Source organism: Nocardia elegans NBRC 108235, assembly GCF_001612845.1.
GTDB lineage: Bacteria > Actinomycetota > Actinomycetes > Mycobacteriales > Mycobacteriaceae > Nocardia > Nocardia nova.
The window spans coordinates 1-23,293 of record NZ_BDBF01000039.1 but is presented as its reverse complement, the minus strand read 5'-3'; the positions used below and the strand labels follow the sequence as shown (position 1 = coordinate 23,293).

Genomic DNA, 23,293 nt, shown 5'->3' with positions numbered 1-23,293 from the left:
CTCACATCCGGAAGACGCCGAAGCCCTCGGCGCCCTTGATCGGGGCATTGTGGATGGCCGACAACGCCATTCCCAATACCGTGCGGGTGTCGCGGGGGTCGATGACGCCGTCGTCGTAGAGCCGGCCCGACATGAACATCGGCAGCGATTCGGCCTCGATCTGGGCCTCGATCATCGCGCGCATGCCCTTGTCGGCCTCCTCGTCGAACGCCTGGCCGCGTGCTTCGGCGGCGGCCCGGCCCACGATGGAGATCACGCCCGCGAGCTGCGCACCGCCCATGACGGCGGATTTCGCACTGGGCCAGGCGAAGACGAAGCGCGGATCGTAGGCGCGCCCGCACATGCCGTAGTGCCCGGCCCCGTAGGAGGCGCCCATCAGGAGCGAGATATGCGGCACCTTCGAATTGGAGACGGCGTTGATCATCATCGCGCCGTGTTTGATGATGCCCTTCTGCTCGTATTCCTTACCCACCATGTAGCCGGTGGTGTTGTGCAGGAACAGCAGTGGGGTGTTCGACTGATTCGCCAGCTGGATGAACTGCGCGGCCTTCTGCGCCTCCTCGGAGAACAGCACACCGCGGGCGTTGGCGAGAATGCCGACCGGATAGCCGTGCAGCTCCGCCCAGCCGGTCACCAGGCTGGAACCGTAGAGCGGTTTGAATTCGTCGAAATCGGATCCGTCCACCACCCGGGCGATGACCTCGCGCGGGTCGAACGGAATCTTCAGGTCGGTGGGCACGATGCCGAGCAGTTCCTCGGAATCGTAGAGCGGTTCGATCACCTCGGCGCGCGGTCGCGGGGCGGGTCCGGTCTTGCGCCAGTTCAGCCGTCGCACGATGGAACGGCCGATCCGGATGGCGTCCTGTTCGTCGGCGGCGAGATAGTCGGCCAGACCCGAGGTGCGGGCGTGCATCTCGGCTCCGCCAAGCGATTCGTCGTCGGACTCCTCACCGGTCGCCATCTTGACCAGCGGCGGACCGCCGAGGAACACCTTGGAGCGTTCCTTGATCATGACGGTGTAGTCGGACATGCCGGGAATGTAGGCGCCGCCGGCGGTAGAGTTGCCGAAAACCAATGCGATGGTGGGGATTCCGGCCGCGGAGAGTCGGGTGAGGTCACGGAACATGCGACCGCCCGGGACGAACACCTCCTTCTGCGTCGGCAGATCGGCGCCGCCGGATTCCACCAGGCCGATCACCGGAAGCCGGTTCTCCAGCGCGATGTCGTTCATGCGCAGGTTCTTCCGCAGCGTCCACGGATTCGACGTGCCGCCGCGCACGGTCGGATCCGGGGCGACGATCATGCATTCGACGCCCTCCACGATGCCGATTCCGGCGATCACCGAGGCGCCCACGTGGAATTCGCTGCCCCAGGCGGCCAGCGGCGCCAGTTCCAGGAACGGCGAATCCTCGTCGATGAGCAGTTCGATGCGCTCGCGCGCGGTGAGCTTGCCGCGCTTGCGGTGGCGCGCCATCTTGTCCGGGCCACCGCCCGCGATGTTCTTGGCGTATTCGGCTTCGACCTCGGCCAATTTCTCGGTCATGGCGTCGGCGGCGGCGCGGTAGTCCGCCGAATCCGGGTCGATGGCTGTACGGAGAGTGCTCAAGATCGGTACCCCAATCGCTTGGCCGCGAGGCTGGTCAGGATTTCGTTGGTGCCGCCGCCGATGCCGAGGATGCGCACATCGCGGTAGTGGCGCTCCACCTCGGATTCGCGCATGTAGCCCAGGCCGCCGAACAACTGAACCGCTTGGTGGGCAACCCATTCCGCGGTCTCCACCGCGGTGTTCTTGGCGAAGCACACCTCGGCGATCAGATCGGTTTCCCCGTCCGCCGCGCGTTCGGCCACATGCCGGGTGTAGACGCGGGCGACGTCGATGCGGCGCGCCATCTCCGACAGCGTGTTCTGCACCGCCTGCCGGCTGATGAGCGGACGGCCGAAGGTCTCGCGGTCGCGGCACCACCGCAGGGTCAGATCCAGGCAGCGCTGCGCATGCCCGTAGGCCTGCACCGCCAGCCCTACCCGCTCGCTGACGAAAGCCTGTGCGATCTGGGCGAATCCGGAGTTCTCCGCGCCCACCAGATTCGACACCGGCACGCGTACGTCGACATAGGACAATTCGGCGGTATCGGAGGCCAGCCAGCCCATCTTCTCCAGCTTGCGGCTGACGGTGAAGCCGGGCCGGTCCTTCTCCACCAGCAGCAGCGAGACACCGGAGGCGCCGGGCCCGCCCGTGCGCACGGCCGTCACAACGTAGTCGGCGCGCACGCCGGAGGTGATGAAGGTCTTCGACCCGTTGACCACGTACTCGTCGCCGTCGCGGACCGCGCTGGTGGTGAGGTGGCCGACGTCGGAGCCGCCACCGGGTTCGGTGATGGCCAGTGAGCCGATCTTCTCCCCCGCCAGGGTGGGCTTCACCCAGCGTTCGATCAGTTCGGCGTTGCCGGACGCGGCCATGTGCGGCACCGCGATACCGCAGGTGAACAGGGATGCGAACAGTCCGCCCGAGCAGCCGGCGTAGTGCATCTCCTCGGCCACGATCGCGGCGTCGATGCCGTCGCCGCCCGCGCCGCCGACCGCCTCCGGAAACTGGATCCCGAGCAGTCCGAGCGCGCCCGCCTTTTTGTGCAGTTCGCGGGGGATCTCGCCGGCCCGCTCCCACTCGTCCAGGAAGGGCAGCACCTCGCGCTCGGCGAAACCTCGTACGGTAGCGCGTAATTCACGCCGCTCCGGCGTCTCCCAGACACTGGTCACGGTAGTAACTCCACAGGTATGTCGAGGTGGCGGGACCGCAGCCATTCGCCGAGTCCCTTGGCTTGCGGATCGAATCGGGCCTGGTAGGCGACGCCGAGGCCGAGCAGGTCCTCGACGATGAAGTTCACCGCGCGCAGATTCGGCAGGACGTGCCGGGTGACGGTGAGCTTCGCGGTCTCCGGCAGCAGCGCCCGCAGCGTGTCGACGGTGAGGGTGTGCACCAGCCAGCGCCACTGGTCGTCGGTGCGTACCCAGACCCCGATATTGGCGTTTCCGCCCTTGTCACCGCTGCGGGCGAGAGCGATGGAACCCAGTGGGACCCGGCGGGTTTCACCGGGCGGCAGGGGCTGCGGCAGCTCGGGTTCGGCCACCTCGTCCAGTTCCCGGGTCTGCGCGGGCGGGGCGATCGCCACGCGCGAGCCGTCGGGGAGCACCGCCGTGTGCGCGACCTCGGCCGCGTCGACATAGCCCGCGGTGTAGACGCCGTAGGGCGCACCGTTTCCGGGCGGTGTGGTCATGGTGAAGCCGGGATAGCTGGCCAGCGCCAATTCGACTGCGACGCTGGAGAACGCGCGTCCCACCTTGTTCGGGTCGGGATCGCGGACCACGCAGCGCAGCAGCGCGCTGGCCTGCTCCTCGGTCTCGGCATCGGGACGATCCAGCCGCGACAGCGACCAGTCGAGTTCGGCCGGACGCACCGGCAGCCAGCTTTCCAACTGCCGTTGCGCCAGTGCGGCTTTGGCCTCGATGTCGAGTCCGGTCAGCACGAACGTCATCTCGTTGCGGAAGCCGCCCAGGGTGTTCAGCGAGACCTTCAGCCGCGGCGGCGGCGCCTCACCGGTCACGCCGCTGATCAGCACTCGGTCGTCACCGTCGGCGGCGAGCCGGATGCTGTCGAGGCGGGCGGTAACGTCGGGTCCGGCGTAGCGCGCGCTCTGGATCTCGTACATCAGCTGCGCTTCGACGGTGTCGACGGTGACCGCGCCACCGGTGTTCGCGTGTTTGGTGATGACGCTGCTGCCGTCGCGGCGTACCTCGGCGATCGGGAAGCCGGGCCGGTCGAGATTTTCGATCTCGGTGAAGAACGCGAAGTTGCCGCCGGTGGCCTGCGTGCCGCATTCGATGACGTGCCCGGCGACCACCGCACCGGCGAGGGCGTCGAAATCGTCTCGGGCCCAGCCGAAGTGGGCGGCCGCCGGTCCGACGACCACGGAGGCGTCGGTGACCCGGCCGGTGACGACGATATCGGCCCCCGCGTTCAGCGCCTCGGCGATACCCCACGCGCCGAGGTAGGCGTTGGCGGTGAGCGGTGCGCCCAAGCCCAGTTCCTGGGCGCGCGGCAACAGGTCGTCACCTTCGACGTAGGCGATCTTCGGTGTGAGGCCGAGCTTGTCGGCCACCTCAGCGATCCGCTGCGCCGATCCGGCCGGATTGAGTCCGCCCGCGTTCGCGACGATGCGCACGCCGCGTTCGAGAGCCAGGCCCATGCAGTCCTCGAGTTGCCGCACGAAGGTCTTGGCATAGCCGAGGGCCGGATCCTTCATCCGGTCGCGGCCGAGGATCAGCATGGTCAGTTCGGCGAGATAGTCACCGGTGAGCACGTCGAGTTGCCCGCCCTCGAGCATCTCGCGCATCGCGCTCAACCGGTCGCCGTAGAAGCCGGAACAGTTGCCGATCCGGAGGACCTCCGGGTCGGCGCCGAGACTCGTCATCTGCGCGGCGCCTCCTCATGCGACGTGCCTGCCGCAGCGCCTTCGCTGCGTCGGGTTCCAGGGTCACATCGGGTATGGAAAAAATCAAGCCTGCGTGCTTGTTAATTGGGGAAACCGCAGGTAGACACGGCGCGGCGCCGCGCGACCGGCCCGAACGTGGCCCGATCGGGTACACCGCGAACCGTACCGCCGGCTTGCCCGGCGGCTACCGCGGACCGGCGGAACCGGCCGGTGCCCGAGGTCCGCGAGCCGCCGGGCAAGATGGCAGGGTGTCCAATTCCGTGATCGTCGTACTCCTGCTGGCCGTGGCCGGATTCCTGGTCGGCGGCGCCTTCACCATGTGGAAGAACTCTCGGGTGCTGTCGGTGATGCTGGGCGTCTGCGCGGTCCTCGCGGTCGTCGGCGTGGTCACATGGTGGTAGACCGCCCGGCGTCTAATCTCCGGCGAGCCGGAAGATGCGCATCCCCTCCGGAACGCCGTTGAGCGGTGCGGCGAACATGCTGCGCCGATAGGGCTTGGCCGCGACCTCGAGTTCCTCGAGTGTGCTCGGCTCCAGCGCTTCGAGCGTGGTCTCCGAGATCATCGTATTGCCGTTGCCGCCGGCTTCCATCACCCGCGCGGCGATGGTGACGTCCACGCCCAGCCAGTCGCCGCCGATCTCGCGCGGCGTCCCGGTGTGCAGGCCCGCCCGCATGCGCGGCCGATATCCCGCCACCTCGACCCGGTCCAGATTCTTCTTCGCGGTCAGCACCGCGCGCACGGCACTGTCCGGGGAGGCGAAGACCGCCATCACCCCGTCGCCCATGCGCTTGACGACCTGACCGCCCCGATCGACGATCGGCGGTTCGATGGCCCTCGCCACCCGCCGCAACAGCTCCAGCGTCGCCTCGTCACCGGCAGACAGCGACCAACGGGAGAACGCCACGAGGTCGGTGAAGACCACCGTGATCTCCGCATTGCCCTTACCGCGGCCGACACGCTCCAGCATCGCCTGCCAGACCTGCAGCGCGCCCAGACCCAGTTCCTTGGCCGCACTGGGATTGTCGCCCACGATCTTGTCGGCCGCGCGAGCCACCGCCCGCGCGCCGCCGGGGCCGGACAGCGACAGCGGGTCGCCGAATGCGGGATCGCCGGGCAGGCTCTCGCGCGCCTTGCGAATCACGCCGATGACGTCGGCCCGCTGATTGGCCGCGGCCATCAACGAGGACAGCTGATCGGTTCGACGCCGGCCGAACGAGCGCAGGCGAGATTCGGCCTCGTCGGCCGACGTGAGCGGAATCACAATCTCGACATCCGGATCGAGCCCGGGATCGACCCCGGATTCGGGCCGGTCGACCGGCAGCACCGTATCGGCTCGTGTCGTGTCGCCGGCCTCGGCCTCAGCGTTTCGACGATCGGCCTGGGCGTTTCGACGATCTGCCTCGCCGTTTCGACGGTTGTCCGCACCGGAACCGGTCCCCCTTTTGCCCCGCCTACCGGCGGTGCCGTTGCGACGCGACCCCGAACCGCCCGTGCGGTCTCGCGCATCTCCGGGACGGGCTGCGCGGGACGCGTTTTCGCCGTCGCCGGAAGGTCTTTCGCTCACATCCCGAGCGTAGCCATTAACTCTTCCCCACGGTCGAGGCCGGGGGATTTTCAGCTCGGACAGCATCGCTGACCTCGAAGGGAGGACACCAACGTCTTACATCGTCATCACTGGCACGGTCGAGCTCTACCGTGGCCGCCAGAATCACTCGGGCGGCGTTGCGGTCCCGGTCGGCGATGTGCCCGCAAGCACCGCACCGGAACACACGTTCATCCAACGCGAGCCGCTGCTTGGCTCTCGCACCACAGCTCCCGCAGGTCATCGTCGTATAGGCAGGCGGAACCAGCACCACCTTCCGGCCCGCCCGCTTGCCACGCTCGATCACCTCCCGTTTCGCGATCCCGATCGCGGCATCAGCCGCCTTTCGCGCCATCGTGGAGCGGGACAGAAAATTGGGCCTGAAATCCTCAACTGCGATCGTGTGGTGGTCAGCAACAATCCGCCGAGCCCACACCCGCGCTGCATGCACATTCTGCCGCGCCGCCTTCTTGTGCAGACGGGCCGCCTCCCGCCGCGCCCGCTGATAGCCATTGCTCGGGCTGTGGCCGCGCGGCCGTCGGCGCCGAGCCATTTTGCGTTGCGCACGAGCGAGTTCAGCGGCGCACCGCTTTCGGTGGCCGCCGTAAGGCAGATCATAGGCGGCATCGGTTGTGGTCGCGGTTGTGGAGACTCCCCAATCGATACCGATCGTGCCCGTCGCGGACGGCATGGGCCTGACCTCACGGCGCACCACGAACGAGGCGTACCAGTGCCCCAGCGAGTCGCAATAGACCCGGACCGACGTCGGCTCGGACGGCAGCTCACGCGACCATACGATCGGAATCAACACCTTGCCAGGCAATCGGAGCCGACCGTCGGTGACCGAGAAACCGCGCGTGGTGTACTCCAGCGACGGCAATGAATGCTTGCGGGACTTACGCACCGGCCTACCGCGCCCATTCACAGTGAACGAGTGACCAAGAGCACGCGCGAAATCTCGCAGAGTTTGCTGCTGCGCGACCTGAGAGCCTTCCCTCAGCCAGGTGTTACGGGCACGCGCCTCGGTTAGCATCCTCGACAACCGGCCGAAAGTCGGTTTCGAGCCGGTTCTCTGTTGGTGCACCGCCTCGTTCCACAGGAATCGGCACCGATGCCACTCAGAGATCAGCACCCGCTCCGCGACGGCGCCGGGGCGCAACCGATACGTGTACCGCACGACCTCCGCCACACGAAATACAATACAGCACAAGGTAATACACCTTCGGTGCATCGCTGCGCCGGCCCGTCGTGCCGCCCTCCCCACTAATCACCGGCCCCCAACACGACAGTGCGTATTCACAGGCAACGAAGGCTTTGCACACAGCACACCGGCCCGATGCACAGCGCGAAACGGCTGCACATCGGGCCGGTGATCGTCACATTCGCCGGGCAGTGGCGGCTGTGACCGGGATAGCAGTCCCCCGACAGGACCGCCCTCCCGTTCCCGGGCTACGCGAGGGTGAACGCCCGGGAGCGGGCAGGTATGAGGTTGTGGATCAGGCGTCGCGGCGATCGACCACGATCAGCGCGGCACCGAAGACGACCAGCACGAAGACGACGAAGTAGACCAGTCCGCCCCACGGCCCCCAGTGCCAGTGCGCCGCGGAGGAGGTGTCCTCGCCGAGGAACCGGTTGATGTTGGCGAAGGGCAGGAACGGCTGCACGGTGCGGCCGAAGCTGCCGAAACTACCCAGCAACGTCTCGATCAGCAAGGGCCACAACACGATCAGCGAGATCGCCGCGGCCGACTGCCGCACCAGGGCGCCGATGCCGACCGACAGGACCACCGCCAGGAAGGCATAGATCGCCAGTCCGTAGAGCGCGCGCCAATCGGCGTCCGAGCTCAGACTCATCTGCCGCCCCGCATCGCCGGCCAGCGGCTTCGCGATGAGATAGGCCAGCATGCCCAGCACGAAGGTCAGCACCGCCGCGTAGGCGCCGGTCAGCAGGGCCTTGGTGGTGAGGACCAGCGATCGGTTCGGGGTCGCCTGGAACGTGGTCCGGATGATGCCGAAACGGTATTCACTGGTCACGGTGAGGGCGGCCATGATCATCAGGACCATGACGCCGAATCCGGAGACACCGACCGTGGCGCCGGCGGTGGTCAGCGTGGTTTCGTTCTCGTGGCCCATACTCGCCCGCGATACGGCCGCGAACAGAGCGGCCATGCCCAGGCCCAGCGCCACGACGATCGCCGAACACCACCACGGCGACCGGGTCGAGGTGAGTTTGATCCGCTCCGCGGTGACGACACCCATCAGAGCGCACCTCCCATCGCCTGCTCGATGCCCTCACCGTGGTACTGCACCGCACCTCCGGTCATCCGCATGAACGCCTCCTCGAGCGAAGCCTGTTGCGGCGCAAGCTCATACAGGGTGATGCTGTTCGCGCCCGCCAATTTGCCGATGGCGTCGCTGGTTTCCCCGACCACCACCAGGGCGGGGGCGGTGTCGATCGCCCCTTCCCGGTCGGCCGCGCTGCCGTCCTCGCGCACGGTCATCCCGTTCGAGGTGAGCAGGCTGCGCAGCTCGTCCAGCTGCGGACTGCGCACCCGCACGGTCGATTCCGACGACTTCGCGATGAAATCCTTGGTGTCGGTGTCGGCGATCAGCCTGCCGCGCCCGATCACGACCAGATGGTCGGCGGTCTGCGCCATTTCCGACAGCAGATGGCTCGACACCAGCACGGTGCGCCCCTCGGCGGCCAACCGCTGCATGAACCGCCGGATCCACAGAATGCCCTCGGGGTCCAAGCCGTTGACCGGTTCGTCGAACAGCAGTACCGGCGGATCGCCGAGCAGCGCCCCGGCCAGGCCGAGCCGCTGCGACATGCCGAGTGAGAAGCCACCGGCCTTCTTGTTGGCCACCTCGGTCAGGCCCACCAGCCGCAGCACCTCTTCGACCCGGCCGGCCGGAATGTCGTTGGTGGCGGCCATCCAGCGCAGATGCGAGCGAGCCGACCGGTTCGGATGGACCCACTTGGCATCCAGCAGGGCACCGACCGTGCGCAACGGATGATCCAGCTCGCGGTAGCGCTTGCCCTGGATGAACGCCGTCCCGGCGGTGGGCTGATCCAGGCCGAGGATCATCCGCATGGTGGTCGACTTACCGGCGCCGTTCGGGCCGAGGAACCCGGTCACCTTGCCGGGGGTGACGGTGAACGACAGGTTCTCGACGGCAACGGTCGCACCGAAGCGCTTGGTAAGACCTCTGCATTCGATCATGGGCACCAGTCTTCCCGAGAAAACGGCACGCGACCATCGCTCACAGGTCGCGAGTCCGGTCATCCTCGAGGATGAGGGGGACCCCTAGGGTCCCGGTGGGCTCACCCAGCCGCGACCTGGGGACATCCCCGTGTTCACACCGCGGGTGAGGACGCCTGGGCCCAGAACCGCTTGGGGATACGCCCGGCGTGGCGCGCCAGATGACCGGCCTGCACCGCGGCGGCCATCGCCCTCGCCATCCGAGCCGGATGCCGGGCCCGGGTGACGGCGGTCGCGAGCAACACCGCCGAACAGCCGAGTTCCATCGCCAGCGCCGCGTCACTCGCCGTGCCGATTCCCGCGTCCAGCACGACCGGAACCCCGGCGGCCTCGACGATCATCTCGATATTGTGCGGATTGCCGATACCGAGGCCGGTGCCGATCGGCGAACCGAGCGGCATGACCGCCGCGCAGCCGGCATCCTCCAGGCGTCGCGCGAGCACCGGATCGTCGGTGGTGTAGGGCAGCACCACGAAGCCGTCGTCGACCAATTGCTCTGCGGCCGAGACCAATTCGATGGCGTCGGGCAGCAGCGTGCGTTCGTCGGCGATGACCTCGAGTTTCACCCAGTCGGTCTCCAGCGCCTCGCGCGCCAGCTGCGCGGTGAGCACCGCCTCGGCCGCGGTGCGGCAGCCGGCGGTATTCGGCAGCGGGGCGATGTCGAGGCGTTTGAGCAGGTCGAGCACGCCCGTTCCGCCCGCGGCGTCGATGCGGCGCATGGCGACCGTGGTCAATTCGGTGCCGGAGGCGACCAGCGCCTCCTCGAGCACCGCTAGATTCTCCGCCCCGCCGGTGCCCATGATCAGCCGGGAGCCGAATTCGCGATCCGCGATCCGCAGCGGCTCGGCCGGTAGCGGTCCGGTACCCGACCTGTCAGCCACCCTGCACCGCCGTCAGGACCTCGATCTCCCAGCCGCGGCCGACCGGCTCGTCCCACCGCGACTTCGGGAACAGCGCACCGTCGACCGCCAGGGCGACGCCGCGGCACGGCAGTTCGAGCCGCTCGAGCAGTTCCCGGACGGTGAGCGGCTCCGCGAAGACGTGTTCGGTGCCGTTCACCGTGACGCCGATGGGGATCGATGTGGACGCGGAACTCGGTTGCGCGGTCACTGGTTACCTCCTGATGATGATGCGGGAGTAGCGGTCTCGGCGGTGGCGAAGCGGTGCGGATCGGCGGCCTTCGCCTCGGCGAGGACGTCTCCGGCCAGCAGCGCCGCCACCGCGTCGACGGTGATCGGTACACCGAGGATGCCGTTGCGGCCGTGCCCGGTGGCGGCGATCACCCGATCCGAGAGCCATCCGATCAGCGGCAGATTGTCGGGAGTGCCGGGACGTCCGCCCGCGGCGGCCTCCGCCAGTTCGTATTCGCCGAGGGCCGGCCACACCGCCTCCGCGTCGGCGATCAGATCGCGGACCCCCGCGACGGTCACGGTGGTGTCGAATCCGGCCTCGTACTGGGTGGCGCCGACCACCAGGCCGTCGGCGCGCGGGACCAGATAGACCGGCCGGCCGTGCACCCGCGCGCGGATCACCGAGGACGGCGGCGGCGGGGTGCCCGGGCGCCGGCGCAACCGCAGGATCTCGCCCTTGACCGGCCGCACCGGCAGATCCCACAGCCGGGCGCTGGCCGAACCCGCGGCCAGCACGATCCGGTCGTGGTCGAGTTCGTCCACCGCCGCCACCGACACGGGCTCGATGCGCACACCGGCCTGTGCACAACCGCGACGGAGGGCGTCGAGGAGCAGGCGGTTGTCCACCGCGGGTTCGTCCACGGCGAGCAGGCCGGCCCGGACGGTGCGCGACAGACCGGCCTCGATCGCGCGGACCCCGGCCCGGTCGAGCACGCGCATCGGATATCCGTGGGTGCCGCAGAAGTCGGCGATCGTGCGCAGGTCGGCGGCGTCGGCCGCGTCCAGCGCGAGGGTGAGGGTCTGTTCGGCCACGAAGACGTCGACCCCGGTGGCCTCGCGCAGCCGCGCGCCGAATTCCGGCCACCGCCGCAGCGAGGCCGCACCGAATTCGAGCAGATCGTCCTCGCCGGGCCAGCCCTCCGAGAGCGGGGCGAGCATGCCGCCCGCGACCCAGGACGCGCCGGACCCCACGCCGGGATCGAGAATCGTCACCGACCAGCCCTGTTCGGCGGCCCGCCAGGCCACCGCCAGACCGATCACACCCCCACCCACGACGGCCAGACTTCGCATCACTCCACCTCGCTCGGGTCCCGGACTCGCACGCACCGCGCCGTGCACGGCCGACACCGGGAAATCGGCGTTCCCGCGCGGCCGCCATCGCTGCGGGAATGCCCTCTTGTTTCGCCTCTCCACGGTAGCGCGGCTACGGTCGAAGCCGTGCAACCGTCCCAACCGCAACGCCCGATGGCACCGCGCGAACGCCTGGCCTCGGCCCGGCTCTACCTGTGCACCGACGCCCGGCGCGATACCGGTGATCTGGCCGCGTTCGCCGAGGCGGCGCTCTCCGGCGGCGTCGACATCATCCAGCTGCGTGACAAGGGTTCGGCCGGCGAGGCGAAGTTCGGGCCGCTCGAGGCCGGTGCCGAACTCGGTGCGCTGGCCGAACTGAAGGCCGCCGCCCGCCGCCACGGCGCGCTCGTCGCCGTCAACGATCGCGCCGATATCGCGCTGGCCGCCGGCGCCGACGTGCTGCATCTGGGCCAGGGCGACCTGCCGCCCTGGTACGCCCGCCGGATCGTCGGACCCGATGTGGTGATCGGCCGGTCCACCCACAATCGCAATCAGGCCGGACTCGCGGTCGTCGACGAACACATCGACTACTTCTGCACCGGGCCGGTGTGGAATACCCCGACGAAACCGGGCCGCACCGCGGCGGGTATCGAGCTGGTGCGGTCGACCGCGGAGTCGCATCCGACCCGGCCGTGGTTCGCGATCGGCGGTATCGATCGCGACCGCCTGCCGGAGGTGCTCGCGGCCGGCGCCGACCGGGTGGTCGTGGTGCGTGCCATCACCGCGGCGCGCGACCCCCAGGCCGCCGCCCGCGAACTCAAACAGCGGCTGCTGGAGAACGCGGCGAACTGATCCACAGCCGTACACATGGGGAGGACACGGCTATTCACACACGGCGTTCAGCCAAGCACCTGGTCCAGGGTCAGGACCAGCGTTTCCTGGTACCGCACGAATCCGCCGGATCCGTTCTCGCGCTGGGCGATCCGGGCGGTCGGCGCGGCGAAGTCGTGGGCGTCCAGCCACAGGAATCCGCGTTCGGCGAGGTCGACCGTGCGCGGCAGCGCTGCCGCGATGGCGGCCGCCTCGGCGAGGCCGTCGAGTTCGAGCCGGGCCGCGGCCGCCCGCAACCCGGGCCATGCGGCGGCGAATCCGGGATGCAGCGGCCGGGCGTCGACCTCCTCCTCCGGAACCCACGCCAGCTCCGCACTTTCGCGATTTGCCGTGGTAGCCAAGGTTTCCGACACATCGGCCACCACGGTGGTGTAGGTCCAGCCCGAGTCCGCGGTACTTGTCACCCGGCTGCCGCGCACCCGCACCGCGTCCGGATCGATTCCGGCTTCTTCCTGCGCCTCGCGCACCGCAGCGTGCACGCTGGTCTCATGACTGTCGCGTGCACCACCGGGCAGCGCCCACGTTCCGCCCTGATGGCTCCACGGCGCCCGATGTTGCAGCAGCACCAGCGCGCCGCCGCCCTGCCGGGGTGCCCGCAGCAGCAGTCCGGCGGCCCCGAACAGGCCCCACTGCCGCGTCCCATCGGGGCTTTCCAAGAAGCCGTCTCCGTCACCGCGCATGCTCCGCCTCGTCCCGATCCGCGCCGGCGTCCTGATCACCGGCCTCCGGATACCGCCGTCGTGACCGACACATATCGGGCGGTACCGGTACGACCACAATAAGCTCAGTCCGCACAATGCAACCCGCTGAACGAACGGAGGTGGGCATGGCTCGAATCGGGCATTCGCAGCTCGACGAGCTGTCCCCGCGGGCCGCGGCTGCCGCCGTGCGCAGCCGGCTCGACGCGACCGATGTCCGGGCGTTCGCGCGCTCGTCCCCCGCCCGGCTGATCGCGCTGGGCCTGCTGCTGCTCGGGCTGTGCCTGGTCGCGGGCGCCGTCACCTCGGGCGAGGTGGGCAACCGCCAGCACGCCCTGGACTATCTGCTCGACGAGGCCGAACCCGACGCCAATTCCGCCCAGCATCTCTACACCTCGCTGTCGGTGGCCGACGCGGCCGCGGGCACCGCCTTCATCTCGGGCGGGCTGGAGCCGAAACCGGTGCGCGATCGCTACGACCAGGCGGTCGGTGAGGCCGCGGCGGAACTGGTGGCCCAGTCCGACAACGCCGGGACGCCCGGCTCGGCCACGCCCGACGCCGACACCCGCCTGCGCACCGGTGTGGCCACCGAACTGCCGGTCTACACCGGGCTGATCGAGACCGCACGCGCCAACAATCGCGAAGGCCATCCCGTCGGCGCCGCCTATCTGAGTGAGGCGTCGAATCTCATGCAGACCACCATGCTCCCGACCGCACAGGAGTTGCAGGAGCACCGGTCCGCCGCGATCGCGGCGACTCAGCGCCGGCACGTGCGGCCGCCGTGGGCGGCGATCGTACTGCCGATCCTGACCCTCGCCGCACTGGTGGCGGCGCAGTTCTATCTGGCCCGGCGCTGGCATCGGGTGCTCAATCCGGGGCTGCTGGTGGCCTCGGGCATTCTGCTGATCCTGCTGGCCTGGACGGTGATCGCCGGATCGTTCTCGGCGGTGGCGACCAGCTCGGGACGCGACGACGGCGCGGTCCCGGGCGCACAGCTCACCGAGAGCCGCATCCTCGCCCAGCAGGCGCGAGCGGCGGAGACGCTGAAACTGGTGCGCCGCGATGCCAGCGGCGACTACGACCACATCTACGACACCGCCACCGCGCGGCTCGACGATCTGCTCACCCACTATCGCGGCGACGCACCGGGGGCCGACGATGTGCGCAATGCCCATGCGGCACTGGGCCGTTGGCGCTCGGCACATCAGCGGATGAACGACGCGCTGGGCCGCGGCGATTTCCCGGCGGCCACCGTGGTGGCGATCGGCGCGGATCCGGCACAGGCCAGCGCCGCCGTCGACACCCTCGACACCGCGCTCGCCGCCGGCATGGGGGAAACGCGAAATACGTTGCGCGGGGAGATATCCGATGCCGCGCGTGCGCTGGATTTCCTGGCGCCGGGCGCACTCACGCTGGCCGCGCTGGCGGCGGTGTTCGTGGTGGCCGGGTTGTGGCCGCGTTTGAGGGAGTACCGATGAGGGCGAGGCGGGTCGCGGCAGCGGCATTGGCGGCATCGGCTCTGCTGGCCGGGGGCTGCGGCGGTGCGCCGGCCACCACGCGCACCGGCGGCAGCGGCAATTACACCGAACCGCCGCTGCCCGCCAATGCCGTTGTGACACAACCGCAGTCGGCCCCCGCGTCCGATCTCGAACCACAATGCGGCAATCCCACCGCCAGCCTGCGTCCCGGCGCCGACCACGGGCCGGCCCTCGACGCCGTCCGCGCGCGCGGGCGCTTGCTGGTCGGCCTGGACCCGGGCAGCAATCTGTTCAGCTTCCGCGATCCGATCAGCGGCACCCTGGCCGGATTCGACGTCGACGTCGCCGCCGAGATCGCGCGCGATCTGTTCGGCGATCCGCGCCGCATCGAATATCGGATCCTCGGCTCGGCGGATCGCGAACGGGCACTGCAGGATCACAGCGTGGACGTCGTGGTGAAGACCATGACCATCACCTGCGATCGACGGCAGCGCGTGGACTTCTCCACCGCGTATCTGATGTCGCATCAGCGCGTGCTGGCCGTGAAGGGCTCCGGCATCGGCTCGATGGCGGATCTGGCCGGGAAGCGCGTATGCGCGGTGGGCGGCACCACCTCCCTCGACCGGATTCGGCACATCCAGCCGACGGCCGCGATCATGACGGTCCCGACCTGGGCGGACTGTCTGGTGGTGTTGCAGCAGCGCCAGGTCGACGCGGTCAGCACCGACGACGCGCTGCTCGCCGGGCTGGCGGCGCAGGATCCCTACGCCGAGGTGGTGGGTCCCGCCCTCAGCGACGAACCCTACGGCGTCGGCGTGCCGAAGGGGAACGACGATATGGTCCGATTCGTGAATGCCACCCTGCAGCGGTTGCGCACCGACGGCACCTGGGATCGGCTCTATCAGCATTGGCTGGCGCCCGCGCTGGGTCCCGCGGCCGGACCGCCGGAACCGACCTATCGGGACTGATCGATGTCCGAACACCACGCATTCTCCGAATCCGATCCCCCGCCGACGTCGCTCACGTCCACCCCGGATACCGGCGACAATCCGACGACACCGCAGCCTCGGCATGCCCCGGAACCGCCGCCAACCCAGCGAACTCCCGGGACACGGCACCACCTCCAGACCCAGCGCACCCCGGGAACTCAGCACCCCCCAGGGCCGCGGAACACCCCCGGCACGCAACGCACCCCAGGGCCCCAACGCACCCCGGAGGTCCAGCGCACCTCCGGGACAGAAAACGTCCCCGGCACGCAGCGCGCCGACACATCCACGGCCGCACTGCCTTTCACCGGCCCCGACACCGCTGCCGCCGCGACCGGCACCGGAGGTTCCGACACCTCGTCGGATGCGAGCGAGCCGAGTCGCCCCACCGGGCGCAGCGGGCGCACGGTCCGCTCCCGCCCGACCGTGCGCCGCCTGGGCGCCGGCCTGGTGCCGATTCCCACTGTGCCGCAGATGGATCCGATGGTGGCCGTCCTCGCCGATCCGGTGGTGGCCGAGGGGCGGCGGTACTGCTGGCGCTGCGGCCGGCCGGTCGGGCGCACGACGCCTGCCCACGCCGCCACTGCCGTCGGAGTCTGCGACAACTGCGGGGCCCCTTATGATTTCCGTCCCTATCTGCGCGCCGGCGATCGCGTCGCCGGACAGTACGAGATCCAGGGCTGTATCGCGCACGGCGGACTCGGCTGGATCTATCTCGCGATCGATCGCAATGTCAGCGACCGCTGGGTCGTGTTGAAGGGCCTGCTGCACGGCGGCGATGCCGAGGCCCAGGCGGTCGCCGTCGCCGAACGGCAATATCTGGCCGAACTGGCCCATCCGAGCATCGTCAAAATTCACAACTTCGTCGAACATCCGGGGCCCGGCGGCTCGCCGATCGGCTACATCGTCATGGAGTACGTGGGCGGACGTTCGCTGCGCGATCTGCTCGACACACATCCGCGGCCGGAGCGGATGCCGGTGCCGGAGGCGATCGCCTACATCCTGGAGATCCTGCCCGCGCTGGAATATCTGCACGCGCTCGAGCTGGCCTACAACGACCTCAAGCCCGACAACATCATGGTCACCGAGGACCAGGTGAAACTGATCGACCTGGGTGCGACAGCTCCCTTCGACTCGTACGGAAATCTCTACGGCACCAAGGGTTTCCAGGCGCCCGAGATCGCCACCACCGGCCCCACCGCGGCCACCGACATCTACACGGTCGGCCGGACTCTGGCGGTGCTGACCGTGAACATCCCGATGGTCGCCGGCCGCTACACCGACGGCATCCCGCATCCGGACATCGAACCGGTGCTGGCTCGCTACGAATTCCTGCATCGGCTGTTGCTGACCGCGACCGATCCCGATCCGGCCCGCCGTTTCCCCTCGGCCCGGGTGATGACCACACAGCTCGCGGGTGTGCTGCGCGAAATCCTGGCCACCGACACCGGTACCGAACATCCACAGCTCTCGACGGTGTTCAGCCCGCCGCGTACCAGTTTCGGCACCGACGAGCTGATCGGGCAGACCGACGTCTACGCCGACGGTGTGGTCCGCGACAAGAGTCTCGCCGCCCGCGATATCGCCGCCGCCCTGCCGGTGCCTCTGATCGATCCGGCCGATCCCTCGGCCGCGCTGCTGGCCGGGACCGTGCACTCCGAACCGGAACATGCCCTCGACGCGGTGCGGGCCGCGCGGCGCCGAGCCGAGACCGCGCCGGGTGGTGCGCCGGACAGTTTCGCCACCGAGGCCACCCTGGCCGAGGTGCGTATCCACCTCGATCTCGACCAGCCGGCCGCGGCCCGTGAGCTGCTCGGTGACCTGGGCGTACAGGATTGGCGCACCGACTGGTTCCAGGGCCTGATCGCGTTGCGTGAGCAGGATTACGAACGCGCCTACGACTGTTTCGACGCGGTGTTGTGCGCGCTGCCCGGTGAGATCGCACCCAAACTCGCCATCGCCGCGACCGCGGAACTGGTTCTGCAACAGTGGGATTCGCCGGACCCCGCGCAGTGGCGGCACTGCGCCGAGAAGTTCTACGCGACGGTGTGGCGGACCGACCGCGGCGTGGTCAGTGCGGCCTTCGGGCTCGCCCGGCAGTTGGCCGCCGACGGCCGGGTCACCGCGGCGGTGGCGGCCCTGGACGAGGTCCCCTCCGCCTCCCGCCACTACACCGAGGCACGGCTGACCGCGGTCCTGTTACTCCTCACCGCACACCCCACCGAGCCCGGCGACACGGAGTCCGACGGCGGCGGCGATCGTCGGCAGGCGCACGTCGGCACCGATCGGCCGGCGGAGTCGACCCTGCACGTCGCCGCGGCGCGGTTGCAGGCGCTGCCCGCCGCGGAACGCCGGGTCGCGCAGCTGCGGGTCCTGGTCCTGGGCACCGCCCTGGCGTGGTTGCAGGCCGGAAACCGCCCCCAGGCGTCCGACCGCACCCTGCTCGGACAACCGTTCACCGAACGCGGGCTGCGGCGGGGGATCGAATCGGGCCTGCGCGCACTGGCCCGCACCGCCCCCGGCCGGACGCACCGGTACGCGCTGGTGGATCTGGCGAACGCGATTCGCGCCAAGAGCTGGTTCTGAGCCCCGTTCAGCCCACCAGCGCGGCTGCCGCGCGGGCGATGGCCAGTTCCTCGTCGGTCGGCACCACCAGCACGGCCACCTCCGCGTCCGGCGGCGAAATACGGCGCGCCGCACGGTCTTTCGCGGTGTTGCGCACCGGATCCACCGCGATGCCGAAGCGTTCCAGCCCGGCCAGCGCGTCGGCGCGCACCTGCGCGTTGTTCTCCCCGACTCCGGCGGTGAAGGTGATCGCGTCGACCCGGCCCAGATCCACCAGATAGGCGCCGATGTAATGGCGCAACCGATGCACGTAGACGTCATACGCCAAACGCGCCGCGGCATCGCCGGATTCGATCAGCCCGAACAACTGCCGGAAGTCGTTGACCCCGGACAACCCCTTGATGCCGGAGCGGCGGTTGAGCAGTTCATCGATGCCGTCGATGTCCAGCCCCGCGGTCCGCGCCAGATGCAGCGGAATACCCGGATCGATATCGCCGGACCGGGTGCCCATCACCAGTCCCTCCAGCGGCGTCAGTCCCATGCTGGTGTCCACGGCCCGGCCGCCGCGAATCGCCGAGGCCGAGGCGCCGTTGCCCAGATGCAGGACGATCTGGTTGTGCCCGGCCGGGTCGCCGCCGAGCAGTTCGGACACCCGCCCGGACACGTACTCGTGCGAGGTGCCGTGAAACCCGTAGCGCCGGACGCCGTGCGCGGCGGCGACACCGGCGTCGATGGCATAGGTCTTCGCGGCGTCGGGCAGTCCGTGGAAGAAGGCGGTGTCGAAAACCGCGACCTGCGGAAGATCGGGCAGCAGGGCACGCGCGGAACGGATACCGGTGACGTTGGCCGGATTGTGCAGTGGCGCCAGGGTGGAGAGTTTGTCGATGGATTCCACCACGGCGTCGGTGATCAGGGTCGGTTCGTAGAAAACCTCCCCACCGTGCACGACCCGATGTCCGACCGCCGAGAGCCCCTCGCCGCTCAGATCGTGACCGCTGCGCGCGAACAGGTCGAACACCACCCGCAGCCCGGCGGCGTGATCGGAGATCTGGCCGGTGTGCTCGAAATTCTTTCCGTCACTGTGATGCTCGACGGTGACCTCGTCCTCGGAGACCGGCTCCCCGATACGCGACACCAGCCCGGACGCCGCCACATGCGCCGTAACCGGGTCCAGCAGTTGATATTTGATCGACGACGACCCCGAATTGATCACCAATACCTGCATCAGCCCCGCGCCTCCTGTGTCTTGCGGGCCACCCGCACCCGGTCGGCACAGCGAGCCGCTGCGCGATTGTCGCTCACCGTGCCTCCTGTGTCTTGCGGGCCACCCGCACCCGGTCGGCACAGCGAGCCGCTGCGCGATTGTCGCTCACCGTGCCTCCTGTGTCCTGCGGGCCACCCGCACCCGGTCGGCACAGCGAGCCGCTGCGCGATTGTCGCTCACCGTGCCTCCTGCTGCTGCGCCTGAATCGCCGTAATAGCCACAGTGTTCACGATGTCGGCCACCAGGGCGCCGCGTGACAGGTCGTTGACCGGTTTGCGTAACCCCTGGAGCACCGGTCCGATCGCCACCGCGCCCGCGCTGCGCTGCACGGCCTTGTAGGTGTTGTTACCGGTATTGAGGTCCGGGAAGATGAACACCGTCGCGCGCCCGGCGACATCGGAATGCGGGAGTTTGGCGCTGGCGACCGTCGGTTCGATCGCGGCGTCGTACTGGATCGGCCCCTCCACCGGCAGCTGCGGCGCGCGCCGGTGCACCAGTTCGGTTGCGGCCCTGACCTTGTCGACGTCGGCACCCGACCCGGACTCGCCCGTCGAATACGACAGCATCGCCACCCGGGGCTCGATCCCGAACTGCTGCGCGGTGCGGGCGGAGGAGATCGCGATATCGGAGAGCTGTTCGGAGGTCGGATCCGGCACCACCGCGCAGTCGCCGTAGGCCAGTACCCGATCGGCCAGGCACATCAGGAACACACTGGACACCGTCGAGACGCCGGGTTCGGTCTTGATGATCTCGAACGAGGGCCGAATCGTATGCGCGGTGGTGTGCGCGGCGCCGGAGACCATGCCGTCGGCGATGCCCCGGTGCACCATCATGGTGCCGAAATACGAGATATCGGCCATGTATTCGCGGGCCCGCTCGACCGTCATTCCCTTGTGCGCGCGCAGCCGCGCGAACTCTTCGGCGAACTCCGCGCGCAACTCGCTGGTCCGCGGATCGAGTACCTGGGCGGCCTCGATATCGACGCCGAGTTCGGCCGCACGGGCACGCACGGTGGCCTCGTCACCGAGGATCGTCAGCTCCGCGATCTTGCGTTGCAGCACGCGGCCGGCGGCCCGCAGGATGCGATCGTCGTCGCCCTCCGGCAACACGATCCGGCGCGGATCGGCACGAGCCCGTTCCACCAGCTGATATTCGAACATCTGCGGCGTGACCACCGACGGCACCGGAACTTCGATGAGATCCAACAGCTTCCGGCTGTCCACCCGCTGCTCCATCAGCGCCAGCGCGGTGTCGACCTTGCGCATACTGCTGAGCGAGACCCGCCCGCGGGTGTGGGCGGCGGCGCTGGCGGTGTCGAATGTGCCCAGCTGCGTGGTGAGGATGGGCAGTTTCGGCTTGAGGCCCTCCATCAGGCGCGCGATCGCCGGATCCGGCAACATGCCACCGTTCATGATGATGCCCGACAGCGACGGAAATCCCTCCGCCTCGTGCGCGTTCACCAGCGACAGCAGGACGTCGGAGCGGTCGCCCGGCACGATCACCGCGACGCCGTCGCTGAGCCGCTCGAGAATGTGCTCGGCGGTCATCCCGCCGACCATCACCTTCAGCGCCTCGCGCTGCAGCAGTTCCGGATCGCCCGAGTAGACGGTGCCGTCGATGGCCTCGCAGAGTTCATTCATGGTCGGCGCGGTCAGCAGCGGCACCTCCGGCATCGTCCACGACGGGCAGGGCAGCACCCCCATGGCCTTCCGCACGTCCTCGAGCCGCTCGGGATCGCAGCGGTTGACGATGATCGCCATGAGCTGCGCGTGCTCGTGTTCGAGTTCGGCCTCGCAGACCCGGGCGACCTGCACGACCTCCTCGGGGCTGCGTCCGGCCCCGCGCAGCACCAGCAGGACCGGCGCGCCGAGGTTGACCGCGATCCGGGCGTTGTAGCGCAGTTCGCTGGGTCCGGCGACATCGGTGTAGTCGCTGCCGACCACCACCACGGCGTCGCAGACCTTGGCGACCTCGTGGAAGCGCATCACGATCTCACTGATCGCGGCGTCGGGATCGGCGTGCACCTGCTCGTAGGTCACCCCGACCGCCTGGTCGTAGTCGATATCGGCGGTGCAGTGTTCGAGCAGCAGCTCGAGAATGTAGTCGCGGCCGCGGTTGGACCGGGTGATCGGCCGGAAGACGCCCACCCGCGGCGTCGTCGCCGAGAGCATCTGCAACATGCCCAGCGCCACGGTGGATTTGCCGGTGTCACCTTCCAGTGACGCGATGTACACGATGGAGGGTGCGGGTTCGGCCATGGTCCCGAGCTTAGTGAGCGGATCCGCGCCCGCGGTCGTCCGCACGGGCGGTGCCGGTGAAATCACATTCGGGTGACTGTGGACTGGTTCTGCACGCGGGCTCGATGAGTGTTGCGGACATACTCGTGCGCTTCTCGACCATTCAACGGCTCACGATCAGCCCATAGTCTCGTCTCATGCGACTCGGAACCTTCCTCCCCACGTCCACTCCCGATCCCCAGCAGCCGATCCTCGGCGATGTCGGCGCCGCGGCGCGGTTCGCCGAGGAGGCCGGGCTCGATTCGGTGTGGTCGACCGACCACCTCGTGGCCAGCGCGCCGATCCTGGAGAGTTCGGTCACGCTGGCGACCGCGGCGGCGGTGACCGAACGGATTCAGATCGGCTACGGCGTGCTGCTGCTCGCACTGCGCCCGGCCGCGTGGGCGGCCAAGCAGATCGGCGCGCTGCAGTACGTGTCCTCGGATCGGCTGCTGCTGGGTGTCGGCACCGGCAATCCCGCCCACGGCGATATCGGCTGGCGAGCGGCCGGGCTGTCGTTCGCCGACCGGGGCCGGCGCACCGACGAGAATCTGCGCGTACTGCCCGACCTGATCGCGGGCCGGCCCGCCGTCCTGCCGGACGGTACCGAGGTCACGCTCGCACCCGGTGCGAAGGTTCCGCCGATTCTGGTGGCCGGCGACGGTCCGCGCGCCCGGCGCCGGGCGGCCGAATTCGCCGACGGCTGGCTCGCGATCGGCCTCGCGCCGCAGGAAGTAGCCACTGCCACAAAGGAATTGACCGAATTCGCCGCGGAGTTCGGCCGGAACACACCGACCGTCTCCGTCGTCACGCCGCTGCCCGCGCAGCTCGGCGAAGCCCGCGAACTGTTCGACGCCTATGCCGAGGCGGGTGTGGAACACCTGCTCACCGCGCCGCGCGACGGCGACTGGCGCCGGGGCTACGAATTCGCGGCCGCGATCCGGCGGTAAACGCTCTCACCCGCCCTCGCGACTGCGGCCGGAGCCTTAGGATCACTGTCCATGACGGCACAGTTTCCGGATCGGCAGTGGGGTTCGCGGACCGGTCTGCTCGGACGCACCGCGAGCGCGTTCGCCGCGACGAAGTTCGGTTCGCGGGTGGTCCGCACCCTCACCCCACTGGACCGGAAGGTGTTGCAGCGCACCGGCGCTCGCTATACCGTGCTCGGACCGATCGGCGCGCCGATCGTCCTGCTCACCACCACCGGCCGCAAGTCCGGGCAGCCCCGCACCTCACCGCTGTTGTACATCCACGACGGCGACACGCTGTACGTGATCGGCAGCAACTTCGGTCAGTCCCGCCATCCGGCGTGGACCGCCAACCTGCTGGCAGACCCCGAGGCGACCGTAACCCTTGCGGGACAGAGCATTCCGGTCCGCGCACAGCTGGTCGAGGATCCGGTGCGTAAGCAGCGGATCTTCGACCGATTCGTGGAGACGACCGAAGCCTATGCCGCCTACCGCAGCCGCACGACGCGCGATCTGCGCCTGTTCGCCCTGACCCGGAACTGAGCAGCGCAAGGCCGCTCCGAACGCACGGATGTCACGTCCGGTCCCGGGGGACCGGACGTGACATCCGGTGCGGCAGAGGCGGCGCTCAGAG

General features: G+C 69.1%; 20 protein-coding genes. 7 read left to right on the top strand and 13 right to left on the bottom strand.

Annotated features, from left to right (window positions below; all coding sequences use genetic code 11):
- Position 1: 1 nt before the first annotated feature.
- From NE2_RS25175 to NE2_RS25165, 3 genes are read right to left on the bottom strand one after another with little or no spacing between them, the layout of a single operon-like run.
- A complete protein-coding gene (locus NE2_RS25175; protein WP_063030010.1) occupies positions 2 to 1,606 on the bottom strand; it encodes an acyl-CoA carboxylase subunit beta in 1,605 nt (534 codons plus the stop codon).
- Positions 1,603 to 2,799, bottom strand: coding sequence for an acyl-CoA dehydrogenase family protein (locus NE2_RS25170; RefSeq protein WP_063030008.1), 1,197 nt, complete (start codon positions 2,797 to 2,799; stop codon positions 1,603 to 1,605). The genes NE2_RS25175 and NE2_RS25170 overlap by 4 nt, the downstream gene beginning before the upstream one ends.
- Positions 2,751 to 4,466 (bottom strand): acyclic terpene utilization AtuA family protein, encoded by a 1,716-nt coding sequence (locus NE2_RS25165; protein ID WP_063030006.1) that lies wholly within the window; start codon positions 4,464 to 4,466, stop codon positions 2,751 to 2,753. Before NE2_RS25165 ends, NE2_RS25170 begins: the two co-directional genes overlap by 49 nt.
- 269 nt (positions 4,467 to 4,735) lie before the next feature.
- On the opposite strand from NE2_RS25165, the gene NE2_RS36430 reads away from it, so the two are divergent.
- A complete protein-coding gene (locus tag NE2_RS36430; protein WP_167332006.1) occupies positions 4,736 to 4,888 on the top strand; it encodes a CG2302 family histidine operon protein in 153 nt (50 codons plus the stop codon).
- Between the two features lie 12 nt (positions 4,889 to 4,900).
- On the opposite strand, the gene NE2_RS37280 is transcribed toward NE2_RS36430, so the two are convergent.
- From NE2_RS37280 to thiO, 7 genes are all read right to left on the bottom strand, one after another.
- Positions 4,901 to 5,665 (bottom strand): adenylate/guanylate cyclase domain-containing protein, encoded by a 765-nt coding sequence (locus NE2_RS37280; RefSeq protein ID WP_036525326.1) that lies wholly within the window; start codon positions 5,663 to 5,665, stop codon positions 4,901 to 4,903.
- Positions 5,666 to 6,068: 403 nt separating this feature from the next.
- Complete coding sequence (locus tag NE2_RS25155; protein ID WP_233429874.1) at positions 6,069 to 7,259, bottom strand: RNA-guided endonuclease InsQ/TnpB family protein; 1,191 nt, start codon at positions 7,257 to 7,259, stop codon at positions 6,069 to 6,071.
- A gap of 307 nt (positions 7,260 to 7,566) precedes the next feature.
- The gene (locus NE2_RS25150; protein ID WP_063030002.1) at positions 7,567 to 8,328 is read right to left on the bottom strand and encodes an ABC transporter permease; all 762 of its coding nucleotides are present in this window, start codon (positions 8,326 to 8,328) and stop codon (positions 7,567 to 7,569) included.
- The gene (locus tag NE2_RS25145) at positions 8,328 to 9,293 is read right to left on the bottom strand and encodes an ABC transporter ATP-binding protein (RefSeq protein ID WP_030516614.1); all 966 of its coding nucleotides are present in this window, start codon (positions 9,291 to 9,293) and stop codon (positions 8,328 to 8,330) included. Before NE2_RS25145 ends, NE2_RS25150 begins: the two co-directional genes overlap by 1 nt.
- 134 nt (positions 9,294 to 9,427) lie before the next feature.
- Complete coding sequence (locus NE2_RS25140) at positions 9,428 to 10,213, bottom strand: thiazole synthase (protein ID WP_063030000.1); 786 nt, start codon at positions 10,211 to 10,213, stop codon at positions 9,428 to 9,430.
- Positions 10,206 to 10,442: a sulfur carrier protein ThiS gene (gene thiS, locus NE2_RS25135; protein ID WP_051756561.1), complete on the bottom strand. Its 237-nt coding sequence runs from the start codon at positions 10,440 to 10,442 to the stop codon at positions 10,206 to 10,208. The genes NE2_RS25140 and thiS overlap by 8 nt, the downstream gene beginning before the upstream one ends.
- Complete coding sequence (gene thiO / locus NE2_RS25130; RefSeq protein ID WP_063030081.1) at positions 10,439 to 11,533, bottom strand: glycine oxidase ThiO; 1,095 nt, start codon at positions 11,531 to 11,533, stop codon at positions 10,439 to 10,441. Before thiO ends, thiS begins: the two co-directional genes overlap by 4 nt.
- 147 nt (positions 11,534 to 11,680) lie before the next feature.
- Here thiO and thiE point away from each other — a divergent pair, with 147 nt between their 5' ends.
- The gene (gene thiE, locus NE2_RS25125) at positions 11,681 to 12,385 is read left to right on the top strand and encodes a thiamine phosphate synthase (RefSeq protein WP_030516618.1); all 705 of its coding nucleotides are present in this window, start codon (positions 11,681 to 11,683) and stop codon (positions 12,383 to 12,385) included.
- Positions 12,386 to 12,432: 47 nt separating this feature from the next.
- Here thiE and NE2_RS25120 read toward each other — a convergent pair whose 3' ends face one another.
- Positions 12,433 to 13,104: an NUDIX hydrolase gene (locus tag NE2_RS25120; RefSeq protein WP_063029998.1), complete on the bottom strand. Its 672-nt coding sequence runs from the start codon at positions 13,102 to 13,104 to the stop codon at positions 12,433 to 12,435.
- A gap of 146 nt (positions 13,105 to 13,250) precedes the next feature.
- Here NE2_RS25120 and NE2_RS25115 point away from each other — a divergent pair, with 146 nt between their 5' ends.
- From NE2_RS25115 to NE2_RS25105, 3 genes are read left to right on the top strand one after another with little or no spacing between them, the layout of a single operon-like run.
- Positions 13,251 to 14,600 (top strand): GlnX family signal transduction membrane protein, encoded by a 1,350-nt coding sequence (locus NE2_RS25115; protein WP_063029996.1) that lies wholly within the window; start codon positions 13,251 to 13,253, stop codon positions 14,598 to 14,600.
- Positions 14,597 to 15,568 carry a glutamate ABC transporter substrate-binding protein gene (locus tag NE2_RS25110; RefSeq protein WP_063029994.1) on the top strand — a complete coding sequence of 324 codons (972 nt, stop codon included), beginning with the start codon at positions 14,597 to 14,599 and terminating at the stop codon, positions 15,566 to 15,568. The genes NE2_RS25115 and NE2_RS25110 overlap by 4 nt, the downstream gene beginning before the upstream one ends.
- 3 nt (positions 15,569 to 15,571) lie before the next feature.
- The gene (locus tag NE2_RS25105) at positions 15,572 to 18,172 is read left to right on the top strand and encodes a serine/threonine-protein kinase (protein ID WP_084494320.1); all 2,601 of its coding nucleotides are present in this window, start codon (positions 15,572 to 15,574) and stop codon (positions 18,170 to 18,172) included.
- A 7-nt stretch (positions 18,173 to 18,179) separates the two neighbouring features.
- Here the strand turns inward: NE2_RS25105 and NE2_RS25100 are convergent, their stop codons facing one another.
- The gene (locus NE2_RS25100) at positions 18,180 to 19,376 is read right to left on the bottom strand and encodes an acetate kinase (RefSeq protein WP_063029992.1); all 1,197 of its coding nucleotides are present in this window, start codon (positions 19,374 to 19,376) and stop codon (positions 18,180 to 18,182) included.
- Positions 19,377 to 19,591: 215 nt separating this feature from the next.
- The gene (gene pta / locus NE2_RS25095; RefSeq protein WP_063030079.1) at positions 19,592 to 21,673 is read right to left on the bottom strand and encodes a phosphate acetyltransferase; all 2,082 of its coding nucleotides are present in this window, start codon (positions 21,671 to 21,673) and stop codon (positions 19,592 to 19,594) included.
- Positions 21,674 to 21,849: 176 nt separating this feature from the next.
- Here pta and NE2_RS25090 point away from each other — a divergent pair, with 176 nt between their 5' ends.
- Both NE2_RS25090 and NE2_RS25085 read left to right on the top strand, forming a co-directional pair.
- A complete protein-coding gene (locus tag NE2_RS25090; RefSeq protein WP_063029990.1) occupies positions 21,850 to 22,641 on the top strand; it encodes an LLM class flavin-dependent oxidoreductase in 792 nt (263 codons plus the stop codon).
- Between the two features lie 51 nt (positions 22,642 to 22,692).
- Positions 22,693 to 23,202 carry a nitroreductase/quinone reductase family protein gene (locus tag NE2_RS25085; RefSeq protein WP_063029988.1) on the top strand — a complete coding sequence of 170 codons (510 nt, stop codon included), beginning with the start codon at positions 22,693 to 22,695 and terminating at the stop codon, positions 23,200 to 23,202.
- Positions 23,203 to 23,293: the final 91 nt, after the last annotated feature.

Excerpts from the sequence above, each read along its gene's own strand:
- thiO (WP_063030081.1), bottom strand. The coding sequence starts at position 11,533 with ATGCGAAGTCTGGCCGTCGTGGGTGGGGGTGTGATCGGTCTGGCGGTG.
- NE2_RS25105 (WP_084494320.1), top strand. The coding sequence starts at position 15,572 with ATGTCCGAACACCACGCATTCTCCGAATCCGATCCCCCGCCGACGTCG.
- NE2_RS25115 (WP_063029996.1), top strand. The coding sequence starts at position 13,251 with ATGGCTCGAATCGGGCATTCGCAGCTCGACGAGCTGTCCCCGCGGGCC.
- NE2_RS25145 (WP_030516614.1), bottom strand. The coding sequence starts at position 9,293 with ATGATCGAATGCAGAGGTCTTACCAAGCGCTTCGGTGCGACCGTTGCC.
- NE2_RS25165 (WP_063030006.1), bottom strand. The coding sequence starts at position 4,466 with ATGACGAGTCTCGGCGCCGACCCGGAGGTCCTCCGGATCGGCAACTGT.
- NE2_RS25090 (WP_063029990.1), top strand. The coding sequence starts at position 21,850 with ATGCGACTCGGAACCTTCCTCCCCACGTCCACTCCCGATCCCCAGCAG.
- NE2_RS25150 (WP_063030002.1), bottom strand. The coding sequence starts at position 8,328 with ATGGGTGTCGTCACCGCGGAGCGGATCAAACTCACCTCGACCCGGTCG.
- NE2_RS25120 (WP_063029998.1), bottom strand. The coding sequence starts at position 13,104 with ATGCGCGGTGACGGAGACGGCTTCTTGGAAAGCCCCGATGGGACGCGG.
- pta (WP_063030079.1), bottom strand. The coding sequence starts at position 21,673 with ATGGCCGAACCCGCACCCTCCATCGTGTACATCGCGTCACTGGAAGGT.
- NE2_RS25085 (WP_063029988.1), top strand. The coding sequence starts at position 22,693 with ATGACGGCACAGTTTCCGGATCGGCAGTGGGGTTCGCGGACCGGTCTG.
- NE2_RS25170 (WP_063030008.1), bottom strand. The coding sequence starts at position 2,799 with ATGGCTGCGGTCCCGCCACCTCGACATACCTGTGGAGTTACTACCGTG.
- NE2_RS25100 (WP_063029992.1), bottom strand. The coding sequence starts at position 19,376 with ATGCAGGTATTGGTGATCAATTCGGGGTCGTCGTCGATCAAATATCAA.
- NE2_RS37280 (WP_036525326.1), bottom strand. The coding sequence starts at position 5,665 with ATGGCCGCGGCCAATCAGCGGGCCGACGTCATCGGCGTGATTCGCAAG.
- NE2_RS25110 (WP_063029994.1), top strand. The coding sequence starts at position 14,597 with ATGAGGGCGAGGCGGGTCGCGGCAGCGGCATTGGCGGCATCGGCTCTG.